The organism is Pseudomonas sp. ERMR1:02 (genome assembly GCF_002277815.1).
In the GTDB taxonomy this organism is placed as follows: Bacteria; Pseudomonadota; Gammaproteobacteria; order Pseudomonadales; family Pseudomonadaceae; genus Aquipseudomonas.
Window position 1 is genome coordinate 153,040 of the sequence record NZ_NKJI01000007.1, and the last position, 18,047, is coordinate 171,086.

Sequence of the window (18,047 nt, forward strand, 5' to 3'; positions counted from 1 at the left end):
GCGGAGTTCGGTATGACCATGCAACAACGTATCGAATCGACGCTGGGCCTGTTACAGCCCGAGCATCTGCAAGTGCTGGATGAAAGTCACATGCACAGCCGCGGGTTGCAGACTCACTTCAAGGCCGTGGTGGTCAGCCAGCAGTTCGAGGGGTTGAATCGCGTCAAGCGTCACCAGAAAGTCTACGGCACGCTCGGCGAGCTGATGGGCGAATTCCATGCGTTGGCGCTGCATACCTACACGCCGCAAGAATGGGCGCAGATCGATGCGGCTCCGGCTTCGCCGACCTGTGCCGGCGGTAGCAAGCACTGAGGTCACCACCTGTAGGAGCCGGCTTGCTGGCGAAAGCGGTGTATCAGCCGCCATCAATGTCGATTGATGCGCCGCCTTAGCCAGCAAGCCGGCTCCTACAGAGAAGCGTTTATTTTTGTTAGACTATGCAACGCGCCGCTTAAACGGCGCGTTTTTTTTCGCATCCGGTTCACCCTTTACGAGGGTAGCCACCTGGAGATTTACCCATGACACAACAGATTGTCGTGGCGGCACTGTATAAGTTCGTCACCCTGGAAGATTACGTCGCCCTGCGCGAGCCCCTGCTGCAAGCGATGGTCGACAACGGCATCAAAGGCACATTGCTGATCGCCGAAGAAGGCATCAACGGCACCGTGTCCGGCAGCCGCGAAGGCATCGACGGGCTGTTGGCCTGGCTCAAGAACGACCCGCGCATGGACGACATCGACCACAAAGAGTCGTACTGCGACGAGCAGCCGTTCTACCGCACCAAGGTCAAGCTCAAGAAAGAAATCGTCACCCTCGGCGTTGAAGGCGTGGACCCGAACAAAAAGGTCGGCACCTACGTTGAACCGCAGGACTGGAACGCGCTGATCAACGACCCTGAGGTATTGTTGATCGATACCCGCAACGACTATGAAGTGTCGATCGGCACCTTCGAAGGCGCGATCGATCCGAAAACCACCAGTTTTCGCGAATTTCCCGACTACATCAAAGCCAACTTCGACCCGGCCGTGCACAAGAAGGTCGCGATGTTCTGCACCGGCGGCATCCGTTGCGAAAAGGCGTCGAGCTACATGCTCAGCGAAGGCTTCGATGAGGTCTATCACCTCAAGGGCGGCATTCTGAAGTACCTCGAAGAGGTGCCTCAGGAAGAAACCAAGTGGCAGGGCGACTGCTTTGTGTTCGATAACCGCGTGACGGTTCGCCACGATCTGAGCGAAGGCGACTACGATCAATGTCATGCCTGCCGCACACCGGTCAGCGTTGAAGATCGCGTATCCGAGCATTACGTGGCAGGTATCAGTTGCCCGCATTGCTGGGACAGTCTGAGCGAGAAAACCCGCCGCAGCGCCATCGATCGGCAAAAGCAGATCGAGCTGGCCAAGGCTCGCAACATGCCTCACCCGATAGGCTACAACTACAAGCAAACATCTTCCGAGGCCTGAAACCATGTCTGCATGCCGACTGCTCTATGTGATGGACCCGATGTGTTCCTGGTGCTGGGGCTTTGCTCCGGTAGCTAACGCATTGGTCGAGCAGGCGGCGGCGGCAGGTGTGGACGTGCATCTGGTGGTGGGCGGTTTGCGCACCGGCAGTGGTGCGGCGCTGGAGCCTACGACCCGGCGCTACATCCTTAAACACTGGCAGGCGGTCACTGAGGCCACCGGCCAGCCGTTCAAGCTCGAGGGTGCCTTGCCCGAAGGATTTGTCTACGACACCGAACCTGCCTGCCGAGCTTTGGTGACGGCGCGCGGTCTGGCGCCGGATTGCGCGTGGAAGCTGCTCGGGCTGATTCAGCATGCGTTTTACGCGCAAGGGCGCGACGTTACCCACGCCAGCGTTCTGGTGGAACTGGCAGAACAGGCTGGCCTGCCACGCATCGAATTCGCCGCCGCATTCGACCGTGCCGATACGCACGCCGCAACCGCTGCCGATTTCACCTGGGTCCAGGATCTTGGCATCGCCGGGTTCCCTACCTTGCTGGCTGAGCGAAATGGTCAATTGGCGCTTTTGACCAACGGCTATCAGCCGCTCAGCGTGCTGTCTGCGCTGCTCGGCCGCTGGCTGGAGCGCGCTGCCTGTGCATGACCTGCCCGACGATGTGCCACCTGCAATACGTGTCGACCGTTTAAGCTGGGCGGAAATCCGTCGCCTGGCCCTTCATCACAAAAAATCCCTGTGGATCGCCAACGGCATAGCCGTGCTGGCGACCCTGTGCAGCGTACCGATCCCGTTGCTCCTGCCATTGCTGGTGGACGAAGTGCTGCTGGGGCATGGCGATGCGGCGCTGAAAGTCATGAACCTTGCGCTGCCCGAGGTCTGGCAGAAAGCCGCGGGCTACATTGGCCTGATGCTGCTGGTGACCCTGACACTGCGGTGTGCGGCACTGCTGTTTAACGTGGTACAAGCGCGGCTGTTCGCCGCGTTGGCCAAGGACATCGTGTACCGCATTCGCATCCGCCTGATCGAGCGACTCAAGCGCATCTCGCTGGGTGAATACGAAAGCCTGGGCAGTGGCACGGTAACCACGCACCTGGTCACCGATCTGGATACCCTGGACAAATTCGTCGGTGAGACCCTAAGTCGTTTCCTCGTGGCCATGCTGACGCTGGTCGGCACCGCAGGGATTCTGATGTGGATGCACTGGAAACTGGCGCTGCTGATTCTGTTGTTCAACCCGCTGGTGATCTACGCCACGGTGCAGTTGGGCAAACGGGTCAAGCACCTGAAGAAACTCGAGAACGACAGCACTTCGCGCTTCACCCAGGCATTGACCGAAACCCTGGACGCGATCCAGGAAGTTCGCGCCGGTAACCGTCAGGGTTTTTTCCTTGGCCGATTGGGGCTGCGCGCCAGGGAAGTTCGCGATTACGCGGTCAATTCGCAGTGGAAAACCGACGCCTCGAACCGTGCCAGCGGTTTGCTGTTCCAGTTCGGCATCGATATCTTTCGTGCCGCCGCCATGCTCACCGTACTGTTTTCCGACCTGTCCATCGGCCAGATGCTCGCGGTGTTCAGCTACCTGTGGTTCATGATTGGTCCGGTGGAACAACTGTTGAACCTGCAATATGCCTACTACGCCGCCGGCGGTGCGCTATCGCGGATCAACGAACTGCTGGCTCGGGCCGATGAGCCGGAATATCCCAACGGCGTCGACCCGTTCACTGGTCGTGAGACCGTGGGCATCGAGGTGCAGGGCTTGAGTTTCGGCTACGGCGACGAACTGGTGTTGAACCAGATGAACCTGTCCATCGCCCCCGGCGAAAAGGTCGCGATCGTCGGTGCCAGTGGCGGCGGTAAAAGCACACTGGTGCAGTTGCTGCTGGGGCTCTATACGCCACTGGCCGGGACCATCCGCTTCGGCGGTTCGACCCAGCAAGAAATCGGTCTTGAAACCGTGCGGGAAAACGTCGCCGTGGTCCTGCAACATCCGGCACTGTTCAACGACACCGTGCGCGCCAACCTGACCATGGGTCGTGAGCGCAGCGACGAGGCTTGCTGGCAGGCGCTGGAAATCGCGCAATTGCACGCCACGATCCGCGATCTGCCCAATGGTCTGGACAGCATCGTCGGGCGATCCGGCGTGCGTTTGTCTGGCGGTCAACGGCAACGTCTGGCGATTGCGCGGATGGTGCTGGCCGAACCGAAGGTGGTGATTCTCGACGAGGCCACTTCAGCACTGGATGCCGCCACCGAGTACAACCTGCACCAAGCACTGGCGCGGTTCCTGAGCAACCGCACCACGTTGATCATTGCGCACCGGTTGTCGGCCGTGAAGCAGGCCGACCGGGTGCTGGTGTTCGATGGCGGGCAAATTGCCGAAGATGGCGATCATCAGCAGTTGATTGCCGATGGTGGGTTGTATGCCAAGCTGTATGGGCATTTGCAGCAGCACTAGATCAGTGCCACATGACGTTCAGGGTATTTTCACCGCCGTCGAAACCGAACTCCTTGATAACAACCGAACAGGATTCACAGGGCGGCATGGTGGTGGCGACGTTAACCGATTCGATTGATCTGGGATCGGGGTATTTTTCGCGAATCACGCTGATCAACTTGCTTTCGCTGTCCAGTGACGTGGGCTTGCGAGTCAGTGTCGGGCTATAGCTTTCAATATCTTTTATTGTCGCCGGCACAGCGAGTAATTTGCCTTCATCAGACACAAGGAGTGATGTGCTGGGAAAAACTTCGTTCATATCAACATTGAAGTAGGTCGTTTCGCCTGACTTGACCTGATCTGCGCCAAGATTATGTCTGAACAAAGGCAGATGCCCGGTCGCCCCCTGCGCTCCCGAAACGCTTACATAGACCTCCCGCTTCCCGGTGGCGGTGGCAACTTCGGCGTAGGCGATGTTTCTCGCATTGAACGAGCGCTGCTGACGAGGGATTAGGTTGTGAAGCTTTTTCATTGTGCTGTCGATCCTCAATGCGCTGTCGGCATTGTTCAGCACGATGCTCGGCTCAAGGAACAATGTGTCGAAAATTTCCACTGTTCTTTGACGGAAGGCTTCTGACGCGACCTTGCTGCGCGACCAGCTTGCCGTACCTTTCGGCAGTTGGGTGACAATCATTCGTGTCGAGTGATCGAACAGCACCGCTTCGCCTGGACTTGTATCGACCTTGAGCAGCTTGAGCGTATCGGGCGGGTTCAAATGACCGCCAATCGGAATGGCAATTTCTTCCATTGTTTTCAACGCACGTTCCACCGCTTCTGTTCCGTGAATCCGTGCCACATTGTTGGCATTCAACGATCCGGTGTAGACAGTCAGCAATTCTGCTTTGAGATCTTCCGACAATGTGGATGCTTTCTTGAAACTCAGCGCGTTTCTTGTGCTTTGTCCTTGTGCCAGTTCGGCGACGTAAAAAGCTCCAGCATCCAACCGGGTGAACACATAGTGCTTCGAACCGTCCATGGCCGGGATGATGGTGGCACCGGCCTCGAAGGTATCAAATTGATTCTGGGTCCCATAGGGAATACTCACCTTGATCCTCCCGTAAATCCCTTTCTGAAACTCCATCGTGGCCGGGAGTCGGCTTTTTTCTTCAGGGTTTTAAGCAACATCGCCCGATCCGCAGTGGCCGGCGTATAGATACTGTCTCCGAACCACGGCGCCCAATCTTTGCTTTCGTCGTAACTGCCAATGGCCGGCGTCGGCGCCGGGTCACGGGTGACGTAACTCGTTCTGCATACTTCGGAACCCGGCGCGCGCCGTACCCGACAAGGCGATGATTTGAACATCGACTGATCGTCGATCAGGTCGGCGCGGCGCAGCTGATTGCCGTCCAGGCGATAGGGGATGTCATCAATCAACATCGTGGCTCGACCATCGACCTCAAGTATTTCACGGATATGGGCGTTTTCCGGCAGTTCTGCCAGAACATGGGATTCGCTCTGGGGCAGTGTCTTGAAGGTTGACCGGCCTGGCACGAGGTGGTCATTGCGCAGGCGCGGGCCGTAGGACAAAGAGGTGGTAGGGTCGACAAGATGGAATCGATTTAAATCAGACGGGTTTGTATGGCGAACGAGTACGTCATCGACGCCGTTGAGCGTTGCCAGTCGATCGTTGTTCGTCAATGGTTTCCAACTCCCGGGATCGATTGCTTGGGGCAGATTGTGGAGCAGTCGGTAGTTGTCGGCGTGTCCTGTCAGTCTTTTTATTCCGGCAAGACTCACTCGACCTGCTGTAAGCAGCCCTCTCCCGGCGCCGCTTCCCATTGTCTTGAGCAGCATCGGAACGCCGTCCAGCGGATTCAGGTTTTTCAGCGAAGCGGTCAGAAGTTTGCGGCTCAGCGTTGAAAAGGGAGGCAGACTCGCTTTGACGACCATGTGTGAGGCACCGCTTGCGGCCCTGATTAAGCGTACCGAGCCTGACATGAACTTCCCGATGGGGCAGAGGAATGAAGCCAGATCCAGCAAGATCCCGGCCGCGCCTAATAGTTTTTTATTGGTGTCGTCCGACAAAAGGTCTTCAATGCTGCCCCAGAAGGGCACAAACCCTTTGGCAATCTCTGTGAGCGTTTCCAGTCGTTTTTCAGTTCTGGCCCTGATGGTGTCGAAGACAGTCATGCCGCGGGATTGGATACGCAGCTGCTGTTCATCGACGTACAGAAAGTTCGATGCGATGTAGCGGGCCACTGCATTCAGTCGGGATGTCAGCGCTGTTACTTCACTGCCGATAACGGCTGAGCCGGGTGATACCGCTGCTGGCATGAACCCCACGGTATCGAGAAATCCTATGCAGTACGCCAATTTTGTGGGCACCGTGCCATGGACGTGGGCGGACCAGTCCAGTAGGAGCGAAGTGCTGATATTGTGCTCGGGAGAGTAAGTTTGTCCGGGGATAGAGGCGTGCAATGGGAACTCGGTGCGAACGCCGTTGATTGTAGAAAACCTCAAGCCGGTTCGTAGTCGAATGACGCCGGCGCTCGGGATGAGTTCGTAATAGGTGATTTCATCGTTGTGGGTCAGCTTTAGAAGGAAACCTTTCCTTGCCCGGATGTCTTCAGACTGTCCGTCTTTTCTGACTGTCTGCCGCAATCTCAGTAGCTGGACCTCACCTTGTTCCAGCGCCCGGCGTTCAGCCAGTGGCAGTGAGGCCAGCAGACTGACGATCAGGGTCTGATAGGCCGTCCTGATGGTTGAGAGGTAGTTCTTGAAGTTGGTTTCAAACTGCGCGTTGACATCCGGCAACGTCCTGCCAGACGGAATGGGGATCCCCCCGGAAAAAACCTGTCTGTAAATTCCTGCGGGATCCTTGCGTTCTGAATAGCATGTTCGCTGTTCGTCGATCCTGAACGTTTGGCTGGTTCGCGTTTTGCCATCGGACGCGGTGACAATCCATCTTTGTCCGTCATCGAATTGACCATCTGCATAGAGGTCGAGAAACGCGTAGCCTGGTAGCTTCAATGTCGGCGTGTCTCTGGGCCCGCTGCCAGGTGGATCATTAGGGAAAAACCTGTACCCGTCAGATTCGAGTGCGAATTTGCCAAACTGATCATCTTTAATCTGTTGGCCATCTTCAGTCTTTCTGGGGGTCGTAAATCCAGTGACAGCACTGCCTTGCTCAGGCTTTCGCTTTGGCTTTCCAGGGCCGTCATCGCCTGCTTGATATCCTGTTCGTCGTAGTCGGATGCCGTTCGCGATTGAACGATGCCCATGCAGACTGCCCATTCCAGAGCAGGGCTCAACCTCAGTCGCGCAATTTTCTCAAGCTCTTCGGGTGAAGCACTAACGCTGTGCTCCAGAGGCAGGTTGACGAGCTGTTGAAAGGACAACGGCTGCAATCGACCCAGGCCAAGTTCATCGGCCAGCAGCACGCCATGCATGAAGTTCACCCACACCACCGAGCTCTTGTAACGAAGGTCAGAAGGGATATCGCCCACGGCGAAGTCCTTTGAAAGTCGGGTCTGGAACACGTGCGCCAGCAATATCGCCTCATTGGTATTGGCGACCCGCCGGGTGCGCAGCAAGTGCTGTTCGAAATCGCTGCGCAGGGTCTGGTAGCTTTTGCCCCAGTGTGCCGGGTCTTGCCAGCGGAAGCCGGCGAGTTCTAGCGAATCGTCAACCGACGACTCGTGAACGTAGAGGCATATGGCTTTGCAAATCAGTTGATTGCGTACGGACGTCGGCGTCTGTTCGCCGGCGTGTGCACCGTACCACTTGAGCTTCTGGAGCAGCCGGTCTGCCAGATCCTGTGCTTCGGCCGAGTTCAGTATCCGTAGGAGGAATACCGAGGGCGTTGCACGCAGTTCTTCTGCGGACGCGGGATGCAGAACATCGCCGCCCAGATGACGGATCAAGGAGGACTTGCCGGTCATGCAGATTTTACGGTGTCGACGATTTGAACATTGATGAGTTTTGCCTTGTACATGTCGATGGTCATGGATTGCGCGAGGGCGGGTATCGCGCGTAGCAAGGCGTTGAACCGTCTTCGATCCTCGGCGGTGGGTTGGGGGATCAAAGCGTCGATATCCGGGCCGTCATCAAGTCCAAGAGCTTGTCTGGCGCGAAGTTCTTCGGCAGCCGATGTTTCGGGTTCAGCTAATAGTATTGATGTCATGTCGCACTCCTTATGAAAGAATCCCGCAAAACATGGGGATACCTGGAGTGCCCAGTAAATCGATCTCGAAACCTGATGTGGCTGTAGATATGTATGCCGGCATTTGGACTGAACTGAGACTGATCGGCGCTTGCCGGAATCGGGAACGCCCCTAGTCTAGCGGTAGCGATTACGTCCGGAAGACGATCAAGCAGTGCTAATGCAAGGGAACACATGAATCAAACGCGGACTCTCGGAACGCCACGGTTGTTGGGCATCGTCTGGCCATTTATTGCCGTCGTGCTGTTTCAGGCCTTGCTGGGTGGTGTCAGTCTTTATGTTCTTTCGGCGGTTCGTGGCTACGTTGCCGGTGAAAGCCTGTGGTCCAAGGGCCAGAAAGACGCTATCTATTACCTCAATCTCTACGCCGACAGCGGTGACGAAGAGATTTTTCATAAATTCCAGAACGCCATTGCCGTGCCCCAGGGCGGTCACGAGTTGCGTGTGGCGCTGGATCTTCAGCCACCGAATATCGAAGCGGCGCGTGCGGCGATCCTCAAGGGCGGTAACCATCCGGATGATGTCTCCAGCCTGATCTGGCTGTACCTCAATTTCCGGCACTTCAGCTACCTCGAAAAAGCCATCGACCTCTGGACCGTGGGCGACTCGTATCTGGTCAAGCTCGATGACGTTGCGCGGGACATGCACCAGCACATCGCCGCCCGCCCAACTTCCGACGTGGACATCCAGCGCTGGAAGGAGCAGATATTCGCGATCAACGATGAGGTGACGCCAGCGGCTAAGGCTTTCAGCGATGCCCTGGGTGAGGGGTCGCGGGTCATTCTTCGTTTGCTGCTGGTGATCAACCTCGCCACCGCCCTGGGTTTGATTGCATTGGCCCTGATGCGCACCCATAAACTGCTCAAGCAGCGGCACGCATTTGCCGATGCCCTGCAGTTGGAGAAAGATCGGGCGCAGATCACCCTGCAATCGATCGGTGACGCGGTGATCACCACCGATGTGGCGGGAGCCATCGCCTACATGAACCCGGCCGCCGAGGCGTTGACCCACTGGAAAGCGGAGCAGGCGACCGGTTTGCCGCTGGCGGCGCTGTTCAATCTGTTGGACGAGAATGCGCAGACCGATGGTTTTACCCTGATCGAACGCATTTTGAGCGGTCAGCTCAGCGGCGGCAGCGAGCATTCCAAACTGATTCAGCGCCTGGACGGCAGCACGGTGTCGGTCACCCTGGTAGGCGCGCCGATCCGCAACGCCGGCAAAGTCAGCGGCACGGTGCTGGTATTGCACGACATGACCAGGAGCGGCAATACATCGCCAATCTGTCCTGGCAGGCGACCCACGACGCTCTGACCGGCCTGGCCAACCGTCGTGAGTTCGAATATCGACTGGAACAGGCACTACACAATTTGACCCGGCAATCGGGGCGTCATGCCCTGATGTTCCTCGATCTGGATCAGTTCAAACTGGTAAACGATACCTGTGGCCATGCAGCGGGTGACGAGTTGCTGCGGCACATCTGCGCGCTTCTACAATCGGGTCTGCGCGAAGGCGACACCCTGGCCCGGCTCGGTGGCGATGAGTTCGGCATCCTGTTGGAGAACTGTGGGCCGGACGCGGCGGAGAAAGTTGCCGAGGGGTTGCGTCAGACCGTGCAGAACTTGCACTTCGTCTGGAAGGGCCGGCCATTCGTGACCACCGTGAGTATCGGTCTGGTCCATGTCGCGCACAATCCAACCACCCTCGAAGCCTCGTTGCGCGCTGCTGATATGGCCTGCTACATGGCCAAGGAAAAGGGGCGTAACCGGGTTCAGGTCTACCACCCCGACGATTCGGAACTGTCCTTGCGCTTCGGCGAAATGGCCTGGGTGCAGCGCTTGCACATGGCGCTGGAAGAGGACCGCTTCTGCCTGTACTCCCAGGAAATTGCGCCGCTTGGCAATGTTGATCTGGACGGCGGACATATCGAAATCCTGTTGCGCCTGCATGATGAAGCGGGGCGCATGATTTACCCGACAGTTTCATTCCGGCTGCCGAACGTTACGGTTTGATGACGTCCCTTGATCGTTGGGTCGTGGAGAACGTTTTCAAGATCATTGCCCAATGCATGGCCGAAAAGCGCAAAGGGCCATTGGCGATGTGTGCGATAAATCTGTCAGGCACTACTATCGGGATGAGGCGTTTCTGGACTTCCTGCGTGAACAATTCGTAAATTATGCGATACCGCCTGAAATGATTTGTTTTGAAATCACTGAAACCAGCGCAATTTCCAATCTTGGCAGTGCAATCAGATTTATCAATGAACTCAAAGGCTTAGGTTGTCATTTTTCGCTGGACGACTTTTGCGCCGGTATGTCTTCATTCGCTTATTTGAAACATTTGCCTGTAGACTTCTTGAAGATCGACGGGAGTTTCGTAAAGGATATGCTGGACGACCCGATTAACCGCGCGATGGTCGAGGTGATCAATCACATCGGCCATGTCATGGGTAAACGTACGATTGCGGAGTTTGTGGAGACGCCCCAGATCGAGCAGGCATTGCTGGAGATCGGGGTGGATTACGCTCAAGGGTATGTCATAGAACGCCCGCATCTGTTTACCTGCGACAGTTTGCAAAGTCGTCCTGCCAGGCCTCAGCCTTTGTTGTTCAAGGCACCTGGCGCGTTCCGTTGAAGTCTCTTGCCGGTCAAAACAATCACAATCAAAAGGAGCTCGACAGTGATCGACACATTCAACCGAACCGGACCCCTCATGGAAGCTGCAAGTTATCCTGCCTGGGCCCAACGCCTGATCCAGGATTGCAGCGAGAGCAAGCGCCGGGTTGTCGAACACGAACTGTATCAGCGCATGCGTGACAACAAGCTCAGTGCAAAGACCATGCGTCAGTACCTCATTGGTGGCTGGCCGGTGGTCGAACAGTTCGCGTTATACATGGCACAAAACCTGACCAAGACCCGTTTTGCCCGCCATCCGGGCGAAGACATGGCGCGTCGCTGGCTGATGCGCAACATTCGCGTCGAATTGAACCATGCCGATTACTGGGTGCACTGGAGCCGGGCTCACGGTGTCAGCCTGGAGGATCTGCAGGCGCAACAGGTGGCTCCGGAACTTCATGCCTTGAGTCACTGGTGCTGGCACACAAGTTCCGCGGATTCGCTGATCGTGGCCATTGCCGCGACCAACTACGCCATTGAAGGTGCAACCGGAGAGTGGTCGGCGGTGGTCTGTTCCAATGGTGTGTACGCGGCATCGTTCCCCGAGGAAGATCGCAAGCGTGCGATGAAGTGGCTGAAGATGCATGCGCAGTACGACGATGCCCATCCATGGGAGGCATTGGAAATCATCTGCACGCTGGCGGGCATGAACCCGAGCAAAGCCTTGCAAGTGGAATTGCGTCAGGCTGTGTGCAAGAGCTACGACTACATGTATCTGTTCCTGGAGCGCTGCATGCAACTTGAGCACGCGGAAAGAACACCAGTAGCTCGTGAGCGACTGGCACTGGCCGAGAGCTGATCTGAGTAACACGCAATAAAAAACTGTGGGAGCGGCGGTGCGACGATTCGACTTGCTCGCGAAGGCGTGGTGTCAGGCAACTTCAATGTCGACTGACGCTCCGCTTTCGCGAGCAAGTCGAATCGTCGCACCGCCGCTCCCACATTTGGTTTGCAGTGTCGCTGAATTCAGCCCGCCATCGTCAACCGGTTACGCCCCTCGCGCTTGGCGATATACAGCGCGTTGTCGGCCCGACGCAACAGGCTATCGGCTGACTCACCTGGCAACAGGGTTGAGCAGCCAAGGCTGATGGTCAGTTCAATCGTGCGGCCATCGGCGATGTATTCCTCCGCCTGCACTGCAAATCGTAGCCGCTCACCCACTATCGCCGCTGCTTCCCGGGTGGTATTTGAGAGCAAGACAAGGAACTCTTCGCCACCGTAGCGAAACACCATATCCACATTACGCAACTGACTCTTGATCGATGCAGCGACCGCTTTGAGCACATCATCGCCGACACTGTGCCCATGGGTGTCGTTGATCAATTTGAAGTGGTCGATGTCCAGCATTAATAAAGACAGGGGTTGCTGGTGGCGCCGCGAAACTTCGATTTCTCGCTGCAGCGTCTGGTCCATGGCGATGCGATTGCCAGTGTCCGTCAGCGGATCACGCAACGCGCTTTGGGTCGCGGCGCGATAGAGCAGGGTGTTGCGCATCGGGTAGAGCAGCGCGGCCAGCAGCGATTCGAGACTACCTTGCTCCTGCTCGCTGAAACGCTGGTTGCGGCGAAACACCAGTTCACCCAAATGTTCGCCTTCATGGCTAAGGCTGTAACTGAGCGAGTGGTGGCCGCGTTGGCCGAATTCCAGGCGCAGGTCACTGCTCTTGTGCTCATAGCTCAAGGCATCAAGCGGTACGATGCGCTGAATCTCGCGGAAGAACAGTCCGAGTATCCGTTGTGGCTCAAGACTGGTTTGCAGCTGCATGTTCAGCTGCTGGCGCAGTTGCGCAAGACTGACTGGTCTTTCCAGAGTGGGTTGCTGCTGACCAAAGCCCAGGCGTTGCAATTTGGCGCTGTCGAAGTCAATTGCGTTGGTCTGGGAAGGTGATTTCATATGGCGTGCGCCCTTGAGCAGTAAGGCTGTCTTACAAGCTGGGTGAGAGCGGCTGTGAGCTGCGCGTCATACTGATCCGTCAGTCCCGTAGGACATTTCGTACAAGTTTAATCCGCTTTGTACAGGATTAGGAGCCTGTCGACGCTGATCCGACTCGATCGCTTTCAAAAAGTGTGTTTGGGAAACTACTCAGCGAAAGTCGTGCCAATAGAGCTTAAATCTAAAAAATCGTTATAAATCAGATAATTGATTTACGCCAAGAGGGGCGAGTCGAATTCTGCGACAGTCGATTGACTAAAAACACGACGTTCCTTGAGTGCCGCGTCGGGAAGACGACGCGGCACAAAACCGACGTACGGCACTACTGGGCGTTGAAAGCCTGGCCGTTGATCCCGGTGCTATCCGGACCCATCAGGTACAGATAGACCGGCATGATCTCCTCGGGCGTCGGGTTATGCAGCGGGTTTTCTCCCGGGTATGCCTGCGCACGCATGCTGGTGCGCGTGGCGCCGGGGTTGATGCTATTGGAGCGTACCGGTGCCACGGTATCGACTTCGTCAGCCAGTGTCTGCATCAGGCCTTCGGTGGCAAATTTGGAGACGCCGTAAGCGCCCCAGTACGCACGCCCCTTGCGTCCGACGCTGCTGGAGGTGAACACCACCGAGGCGTCCTGCGACAGCTTGAGCAGCGGTAGCAGGGTGCTGGTGAGCATGAACATGGCGTTGACGTTGACTTGCATCACGCGCATGAAGTTTTCACCTGAGAGCTGCTCGATCGGTGTGCGCGGACCTATGATCGAGGCGTTGTGCAGCAAGCCATCGAGGTGGCCGAATTCACTCTCGATCATCGCCGCCAGCTCATCGTATTGATGGGGGAGGGCAGTTTCCAGATTGAACGGGATTACGGCCGGTTGCGGATGGCCGGCGGCTTCGATTTCGTCATAGACCTGGGTCAGGTTGCCTTCGGTCTTGCCCAAAAGCAGCACGGTCGCGCCATGGGCGGCGTAGGTTTTTGCTGCGGCGCAACCGATGCCACGACCGGCGCCAGTGACGAGAATGACCCGATCCTTGAGCAAATCGGGGCGGGCGGAATAATCAAACATAAAAACCTCAAAGTCAGAAACAGACTTTGTAGGAGCCAGGCTTGCCGGCGAAGGCGATTTCAAGGACGCCTTCGCGGGCAAGCCTCGCTCCTACAGAACGCGGATTGGTTCAGCAGCTGCAGAGCGCGCTATCAAGCACCTTGCGCAACTCCAGCGGATGATCAACCACCACATCCGCACCCCAATGCCGCGGATTATCATCCGGGTGGATGTAGCCGAAGGTCACGGCTGCGGTCCGGGTGCCAGCATCGCGACCCGATTCGATATCGCGCAGGTCATCGCCGACGAACAACACGCTGGCGGGGTCCAGGTCGAGCATCTTGCAGGCCAGGATCAACGGCTCCGGGTCCGGTTTGCTGTTCTTCACATGATCCGGGCAGATCAACAATGCGGAGCGCTCGGCCAGGCCAAGTTGCTGCATGATCGGCTCGGCGAAGCGCAGCGGCTTGTTAGTGACCACACCCCAGATAAGGTTGGCCTTCTCGATGTCGGCCAGCAGTTCGCCCATGCCGTCGAACAGCTTGCTGTGGACTGCACAACCCACGAGATAGCGTTCCAGAAACTCCAGGCGCAGCTCCTCGAACCCCGGTGATTCCGGATCCATGGAGAAGGTCACCGCAACCATTGCCCTGGCTCCGCCGGAGATTTCATCGCGAATGTGCTTGTCGTTGATCGGCGGCAAGCCGCGGTCGGCACGCATCGCCTGGCAGATCGCGATGAAGTCCGGCGCGGTGTCGAGCAGAGTGCCGTCCATGTCGAAAAGAACTGCTCTGATTCGCATCGGCTTACTCCTCGCGCAGGGTCTGGATCATGTAGTTGACGTCCACGTCGGCCGCCAATTTGTAGTGCTTGGTCAGCGGGTTGTAGGTCAGGCCGATGATGTCCTTGACGGTCAGGCCGGCCAAGCGGCTCCAGGCGCCGAGCTCGGAAGGGCGGATGAATTTCTTGAAGTCATGGGTGCCGCGAGGCAACAGCTTCATGATGTATTCGGCCCCGACGATGGCGAACAGGTAAGCCTTCGGGTTGCGGTTGATGGTGGAGAAGAACACCTGGCCGCCGGGCTTGACCATGCGGAAACAGGCACGGATCACCGAGGAAGGGTCTGGTACGTGTTCGAGCATTTCCAGGCAGGTGATCACGTCGAACTGCTCCGGCATTTCTTCGGCCAGGGCTTCGGCGGTGATCTGCCGGTATTCGACGTTCACACCGGATTCCAGCTGATGCAGCTGGGCGACTGCCAGCGGCGCTTCGCCCATGTCGATGCCCGTCACGGTGGCGCCGCGCTGGGCCATGGCTTCGCTGAGGATGCCGCCGCCGCAACCGACGTCGAGAACTTTTTTGCCGGCAAGGTTGACGCGCTCGTCAATCCAGTTGACCCGCAGCGGGTTGATATCGTGCAGCGGTTTGAACTCGCTATCACGGTCCCACCAGCGATGGGCCAGGGCTTCGAATTTGGCGATTTCGGCGTAGTCGACGTTGCTCATGGTTTAAGTCCTCTAAAACTTGAAAAATCCTGTCGCCCCGGCGGTGAATCCGGGGAGTCTTACTATTCGGTACGGCGCCATACGATACGGCACTAGTCGGTGCGGCCGCTGATGCGCTGGCCCCAGGCCTTGGCGGTGGTGACCAGTTGTTCCTCATCCAAGCGTGTCAGGCGACGGTCGTCGAGCAGTTGTTTGCCGGCGACCCAAAGGTGTTTCACGCAGTCCCGCCCTGTGGCGTATATAAGCTGCGAAACCGGGTCATAGACCGGTTGCTGGGCCAGGCCGGAGAGGTCGAATGCCACGATATCGGCTGCTTTTCCGACTTCCAGCGAGCCGACTTCGGCTTCGATTCCCAGAGCCCGGGCGCCATTGAGGGTGGCCATGCGCAAGGCGCGATGGGCATCCAGGGCGGTGGCCGAGCCCGCGACAGCCTTGGCCAGTAATGCTGCAGTTCGGGTTTCGCCGAGCAGGTCCAGGTCATTGTTGCTGGCCGCGCCATCGGTGCCCACGGCGACATTGACTCCGGCCTGCCACAAACGCTCCACCGGGCAGAAACCGCTGGCCAGCTTCAGGTTCGACTCCGGGCAATGAATGACAGTGGTATTGCTTTCTACCAATAGGGCCAGGTCGTCATCGCTGATCTGGGTCATATGTACGGCCTGGAAGCGTGGCCCCAGCATGCCCAGGCGAGCGAGGCGGGCCAGTGGTCGTTCGCCGCGCTGTTCGACCGATTGCTGCACCTCATAGGCGGTTTCATGCACGTGCATGTGGATCGAAGCGTCCAGCTCTTCGGCGATCACCCGGATTTTTTCCAGGTTTTCATCGCCCACAGTGTAGGGTGCATGGGGGCCGAAAGTGATTTTGATGCGTTCGTGATGCTTGAGATCGCCAAACAACTCGACGCCTTGACGAATGGCTTCATCCGCCGTGCTGGCGCCGGGGATCGGGAAATCGAGGATCGGAATCGCGATCTGCGCACGAATACCGCTGTTGTGCACGCGCTCGCTGGCAACCTTCGGGAAGAAATACATGTCAGAGAAACAGGTGATGCCACCTTTGAGCTGCTCGGCGATGGCAAGGTCGGTTCCATCGCGGACAAATGCCTCGTCGACCCATTTGGCCTCGGCAGGCCAGATATGGTTTTCCAGCCAGGTCATCAACTGCAGATCATCGGCCAGACCACGAAACAGAGTCATTGCCGCATGCCCGTGGGCATTGATCAGGCCGGGGCTGAGCAACATGTCCGGCAGTTCGCGGGTTTCGGTTGCATTAAGCTTCAGTGCGGCGGAACGTGGGCCGATGAAGACGATGCGCCCGTCACGGATGCCCAGGCCATGATCCTTGAGGACAACGCCAGCAGGTTCGACAGGTACCAACCAGGTCGGCAGCAATAACAGGTCGAGCGCAGCGGCAGTGTTCGGCATCGAGGGTCGGTTCCAGTGCTTTTGTAAAGGATGGCGAAGTATACCCGAGCGTCTTCGCGGGGGGATCGCTATAATCGGCGGCTTTTGTTCATGAGTGCGGGGTGTGGGATGCGCGATCGACTGTTGGCTGCGGAGAAGGTAAAGGCCATCGATTGGCGTGATGGCGCCCTGTATCTGCTGGATCAGCGTATTTTGCCGTTCGAGGAAACCTGGATCGCCTACACCAGCGCAGCTGGCGTGGCCGAGGCCATTCGCTCGATGGTGGTGCGCGGCGCGCCGGCGATTGGCATAAGTGCCGCCTATGGCATCGTGTTGGCAGCCCGGACCCGGATTGCTGAAGGGGGCGACTGGTACGCAGCGCTGGAAGAGGATTTCCTGCTGCTTGCCGATTCCCGTCCCACCGCCGTCAATCTGTTCTGGGCCCTGGGACGCATGCACGATCGACTTGATCGCCTGAAAGACAATGCTGATCCGCTGGCCGTGCTGGAAGCCGAGGCCATCGCCATTCATGAAAGTGATCGCGAAGCTAACCTGACCATGGCGCAGCTGGGCGTTGATCTGATCCGCAAGCACCAGGGCAATGCCCAGGCGATCCTGACCCATTGCAACACGGGTGCGTTGGCCACAGGTGGCTTCGGTACGGCGCTGGGGGTGATACGCGGGGCGTTCATCGAAGGCATGGTCGAGCGCGTCTATGCCGACGAAACCCGACCTTGGCTGCAGGGTTCACGGCTTACAGCCTGGGAACTAGCCAACGAAGGCATTCCGGTAACTCTCAATGCCGACTCAGCTGCCGCCCACATCATGAAAACCAAGGGCATTACCTGGGTGATCGTGGGTGCGGACCGGATCACGGCCAATGGCGACGTGGCGAACAAGATCGGTACCTATCAACTGGCGGTCAACGCCATGCACCATGGAGTGCGTTTCATGGTGGTGGCACCGAGTTCGACCATCGACATGAACCTGGCCAGTGGCGACGACATTCCGATCGAGGAGCGAGATGGCCGGGAGTTGCTGGAGGTCGGCGGCAAGCGGGTCGGGGCTGAAGTCGATGCGTTCAACCCGGTGTTCGATGTAACGCCGGCGGATTTGATCGATGCAATCGTCACCGAAAAAGGCATCGTCGAGCGCCCGGATACCGCGAAGATGGCGCAGTTGATGTGTCGTAAGCGTCTGCATTGATAGGATCTGGCGCCTAATAAATCGCCTTCGCGGGCAAGCCTCGCTCCTACAGGTTCGCGTAATCCGTAGGAGCGAGGCTTGCCCGCGAAGAACGATAACGCGGTCTTCTTGTGTAATTTCACACAATTCCCTTGCAAATATGGACTTGTGACTGCTCTAAGCCTCTCCAGTCC

15 protein-coding genes and 1 pseudogene are annotated in these 18,047 nt (G+C 57.6%); 7 read left to right on the forward strand and 9 right to left on the reverse strand.

Going from position 1 to position 18,047, the window contains the following annotated elements; genetic code table 11:
- Nucleotides 1–12: 12 nt before the first annotated feature.
- From CES87_RS15400 to CES87_RS15415, 4 genes are all read left to right on the forward strand, one after another.
- Entirely contained in the window at nucleotides 13–312 is a 300-nt protein-coding gene (locus tag CES87_RS15400) for a BolA family transcriptional regulator (RefSeq protein ID WP_008005913.1), read from the forward strand.
- 206 nt (nucleotides 313–518) lie between these two features.
- Nucleotides 519–1,460: a rhodanese-related sulfurtransferase gene (locus CES87_RS15405; protein WP_128606786.1), complete on the forward strand. Its 942-nt coding sequence runs from the start codon at nucleotides 519–521 to the stop codon at nucleotides 1,458–1,460.
- A 4-nt stretch (nucleotides 1,461–1,464) separates the two neighbouring features.
- Nucleotides 1,465–2,103: a DsbA family protein gene (locus tag CES87_RS15410; RefSeq protein WP_128606787.1), complete on the forward strand. Its 639-nt coding sequence runs from the start codon at nucleotides 1,465–1,467 to the stop codon at nucleotides 2,101–2,103.
- Nucleotides 2,096–3,913, forward strand: coding sequence for an ABC transporter ATP-binding protein (locus CES87_RS15415; RefSeq protein WP_128606788.1), 1,818 nt, complete (start codon nucleotides 2,096–2,098; stop codon nucleotides 3,911–3,913). The genes CES87_RS15410 and CES87_RS15415 overlap by 8 nt, the downstream gene beginning before the upstream one ends.
- A gap of 1 nt (nucleotide 3,914) precedes the next feature.
- On the opposite strand, the gene CES87_RS33135 is transcribed toward CES87_RS15415, so the two are convergent.
- The 4 genes from CES87_RS33135 to CES87_RS33150 are packed head-to-tail and all read right to left on the reverse strand — an operon-like array spanning nucleotide 3,915 to nucleotide 8,075.
- Entirely contained in the window at nucleotides 3,915–4,997 is a 1,083-nt protein-coding gene (locus CES87_RS33135; protein ID WP_256590927.1) for a deaminase domain-containing protein, read from the reverse strand.
- Nucleotides 4,994–6,922, reverse strand: coding sequence for a hypothetical protein (locus CES87_RS33140; RefSeq protein WP_256590928.1), 1,929 nt, complete (start codon nucleotides 6,920–6,922; stop codon nucleotides 4,994–4,996). The genes CES87_RS33135 and CES87_RS33140 overlap by 4 nt, the downstream gene beginning before the upstream one ends.
- The gene (locus CES87_RS33145; RefSeq protein ID WP_256590929.1) at nucleotides 6,919–7,833 is read right to left on the reverse strand and encodes a hypothetical protein; all 915 of its coding nucleotides are present in this window, start codon (nucleotides 7,831–7,833) and stop codon (nucleotides 6,919–6,921) included. The genes CES87_RS33140 and CES87_RS33145 overlap by 4 nt, the downstream gene beginning before the upstream one ends.
- A complete protein-coding gene (locus CES87_RS33150) occupies nucleotides 7,830–8,075 on the reverse strand; it encodes a hypothetical protein (protein WP_256590930.1) in 246 nt (81 codons plus the stop codon). The genes CES87_RS33145 and CES87_RS33150 overlap by 4 nt, the downstream gene beginning before the upstream one ends.
- Before the next feature lie 213 nt (nucleotides 8,076–8,288).
- Here CES87_RS33150 and CES87_RS15425 point away from each other — a divergent pair.
- Nucleotides 8,289–10,745 (forward strand): annotated as a pseudogene (locus CES87_RS15425) (EAL domain-containing protein).
- 78 nt (nucleotides 10,746–10,823) lie between these two features.
- Complete coding sequence (locus tag CES87_RS15430) at nucleotides 10,824–11,585, forward strand: TenA family transcriptional regulator (protein ID WP_371858214.1); 762 nt, start codon at nucleotides 10,824–10,826, stop codon at nucleotides 11,583–11,585.
- 167 nt (nucleotides 11,586–11,752) lie between these two features.
- Here CES87_RS15430 and CES87_RS15435 read toward each other — a convergent pair whose 3' ends face one another.
- The 5 genes from CES87_RS15435 to CES87_RS15455 all read right to left on the reverse strand — a co-directional run bounded on the left by CES87_RS15435 (nucleotide 11,753) and on the right by CES87_RS15455 (nucleotide 16,689).
- Nucleotides 11,753–12,679, reverse strand: coding sequence for a GGDEF domain-containing protein (locus CES87_RS15435; protein WP_128606790.1), 927 nt, complete (start codon nucleotides 12,677–12,679; stop codon nucleotides 11,753–11,755).
- A 361-nt stretch (nucleotides 12,680–13,040) separates the two neighbouring features.
- Nucleotides 13,041–13,781 carry a YciK family oxidoreductase gene (locus CES87_RS15440; RefSeq protein ID WP_128606791.1) on the reverse strand — a complete coding sequence of 247 codons (741 nt, stop codon included), beginning with the start codon at nucleotides 13,779–13,781 and terminating at the stop codon, nucleotides 13,041–13,043.
- A 109-nt stretch (nucleotides 13,782–13,890) separates the two neighbouring features.
- The gene (gene mupP / locus CES87_RS15445; RefSeq protein ID WP_128606792.1) at nucleotides 13,891–14,562 is read right to left on the reverse strand and encodes an N-acetylmuramic acid 6-phosphate phosphatase MupP; all 672 of its coding nucleotides are present in this window, start codon (nucleotides 14,560–14,562) and stop codon (nucleotides 13,891–13,893) included.
- 4 nt (nucleotides 14,563–14,566) lie between these two features.
- On the reverse strand, nucleotides 14,567–15,265 hold the full coding sequence (gene ubiG, locus CES87_RS15450; RefSeq protein WP_128606793.1) for a bifunctional 2-polyprenyl-6-hydroxyphenol methylase/3-demethylubiquinol 3-O-methyltransferase UbiG: 699 nt from the start codon (nucleotides 15,263–15,265) through the stop codon (nucleotides 14,567–14,569).
- A gap of 92 nt (nucleotides 15,266–15,357) precedes the next feature.
- On the reverse strand, nucleotides 15,358–16,689 hold the full coding sequence (locus CES87_RS15455; protein ID WP_128606794.1) for a TRZ/ATZ family hydrolase: 1,332 nt from the start codon (nucleotides 16,687–16,689) through the stop codon (nucleotides 15,358–15,360).
- 108 nt (nucleotides 16,690–16,797) lie between these two features.
- Here CES87_RS15455 and mtnA point away from each other — a divergent pair, with 108 nt between their 5' ends.
- The gene (gene mtnA, locus CES87_RS15460) at nucleotides 16,798–17,874 is read left to right on the forward strand and encodes an S-methyl-5-thioribose-1-phosphate isomerase (RefSeq protein ID WP_128606795.1); all 1,077 of its coding nucleotides are present in this window, start codon (nucleotides 16,798–16,800) and stop codon (nucleotides 17,872–17,874) included.
- Nucleotides 17,875–18,047: the final 173 nt, after the last annotated feature.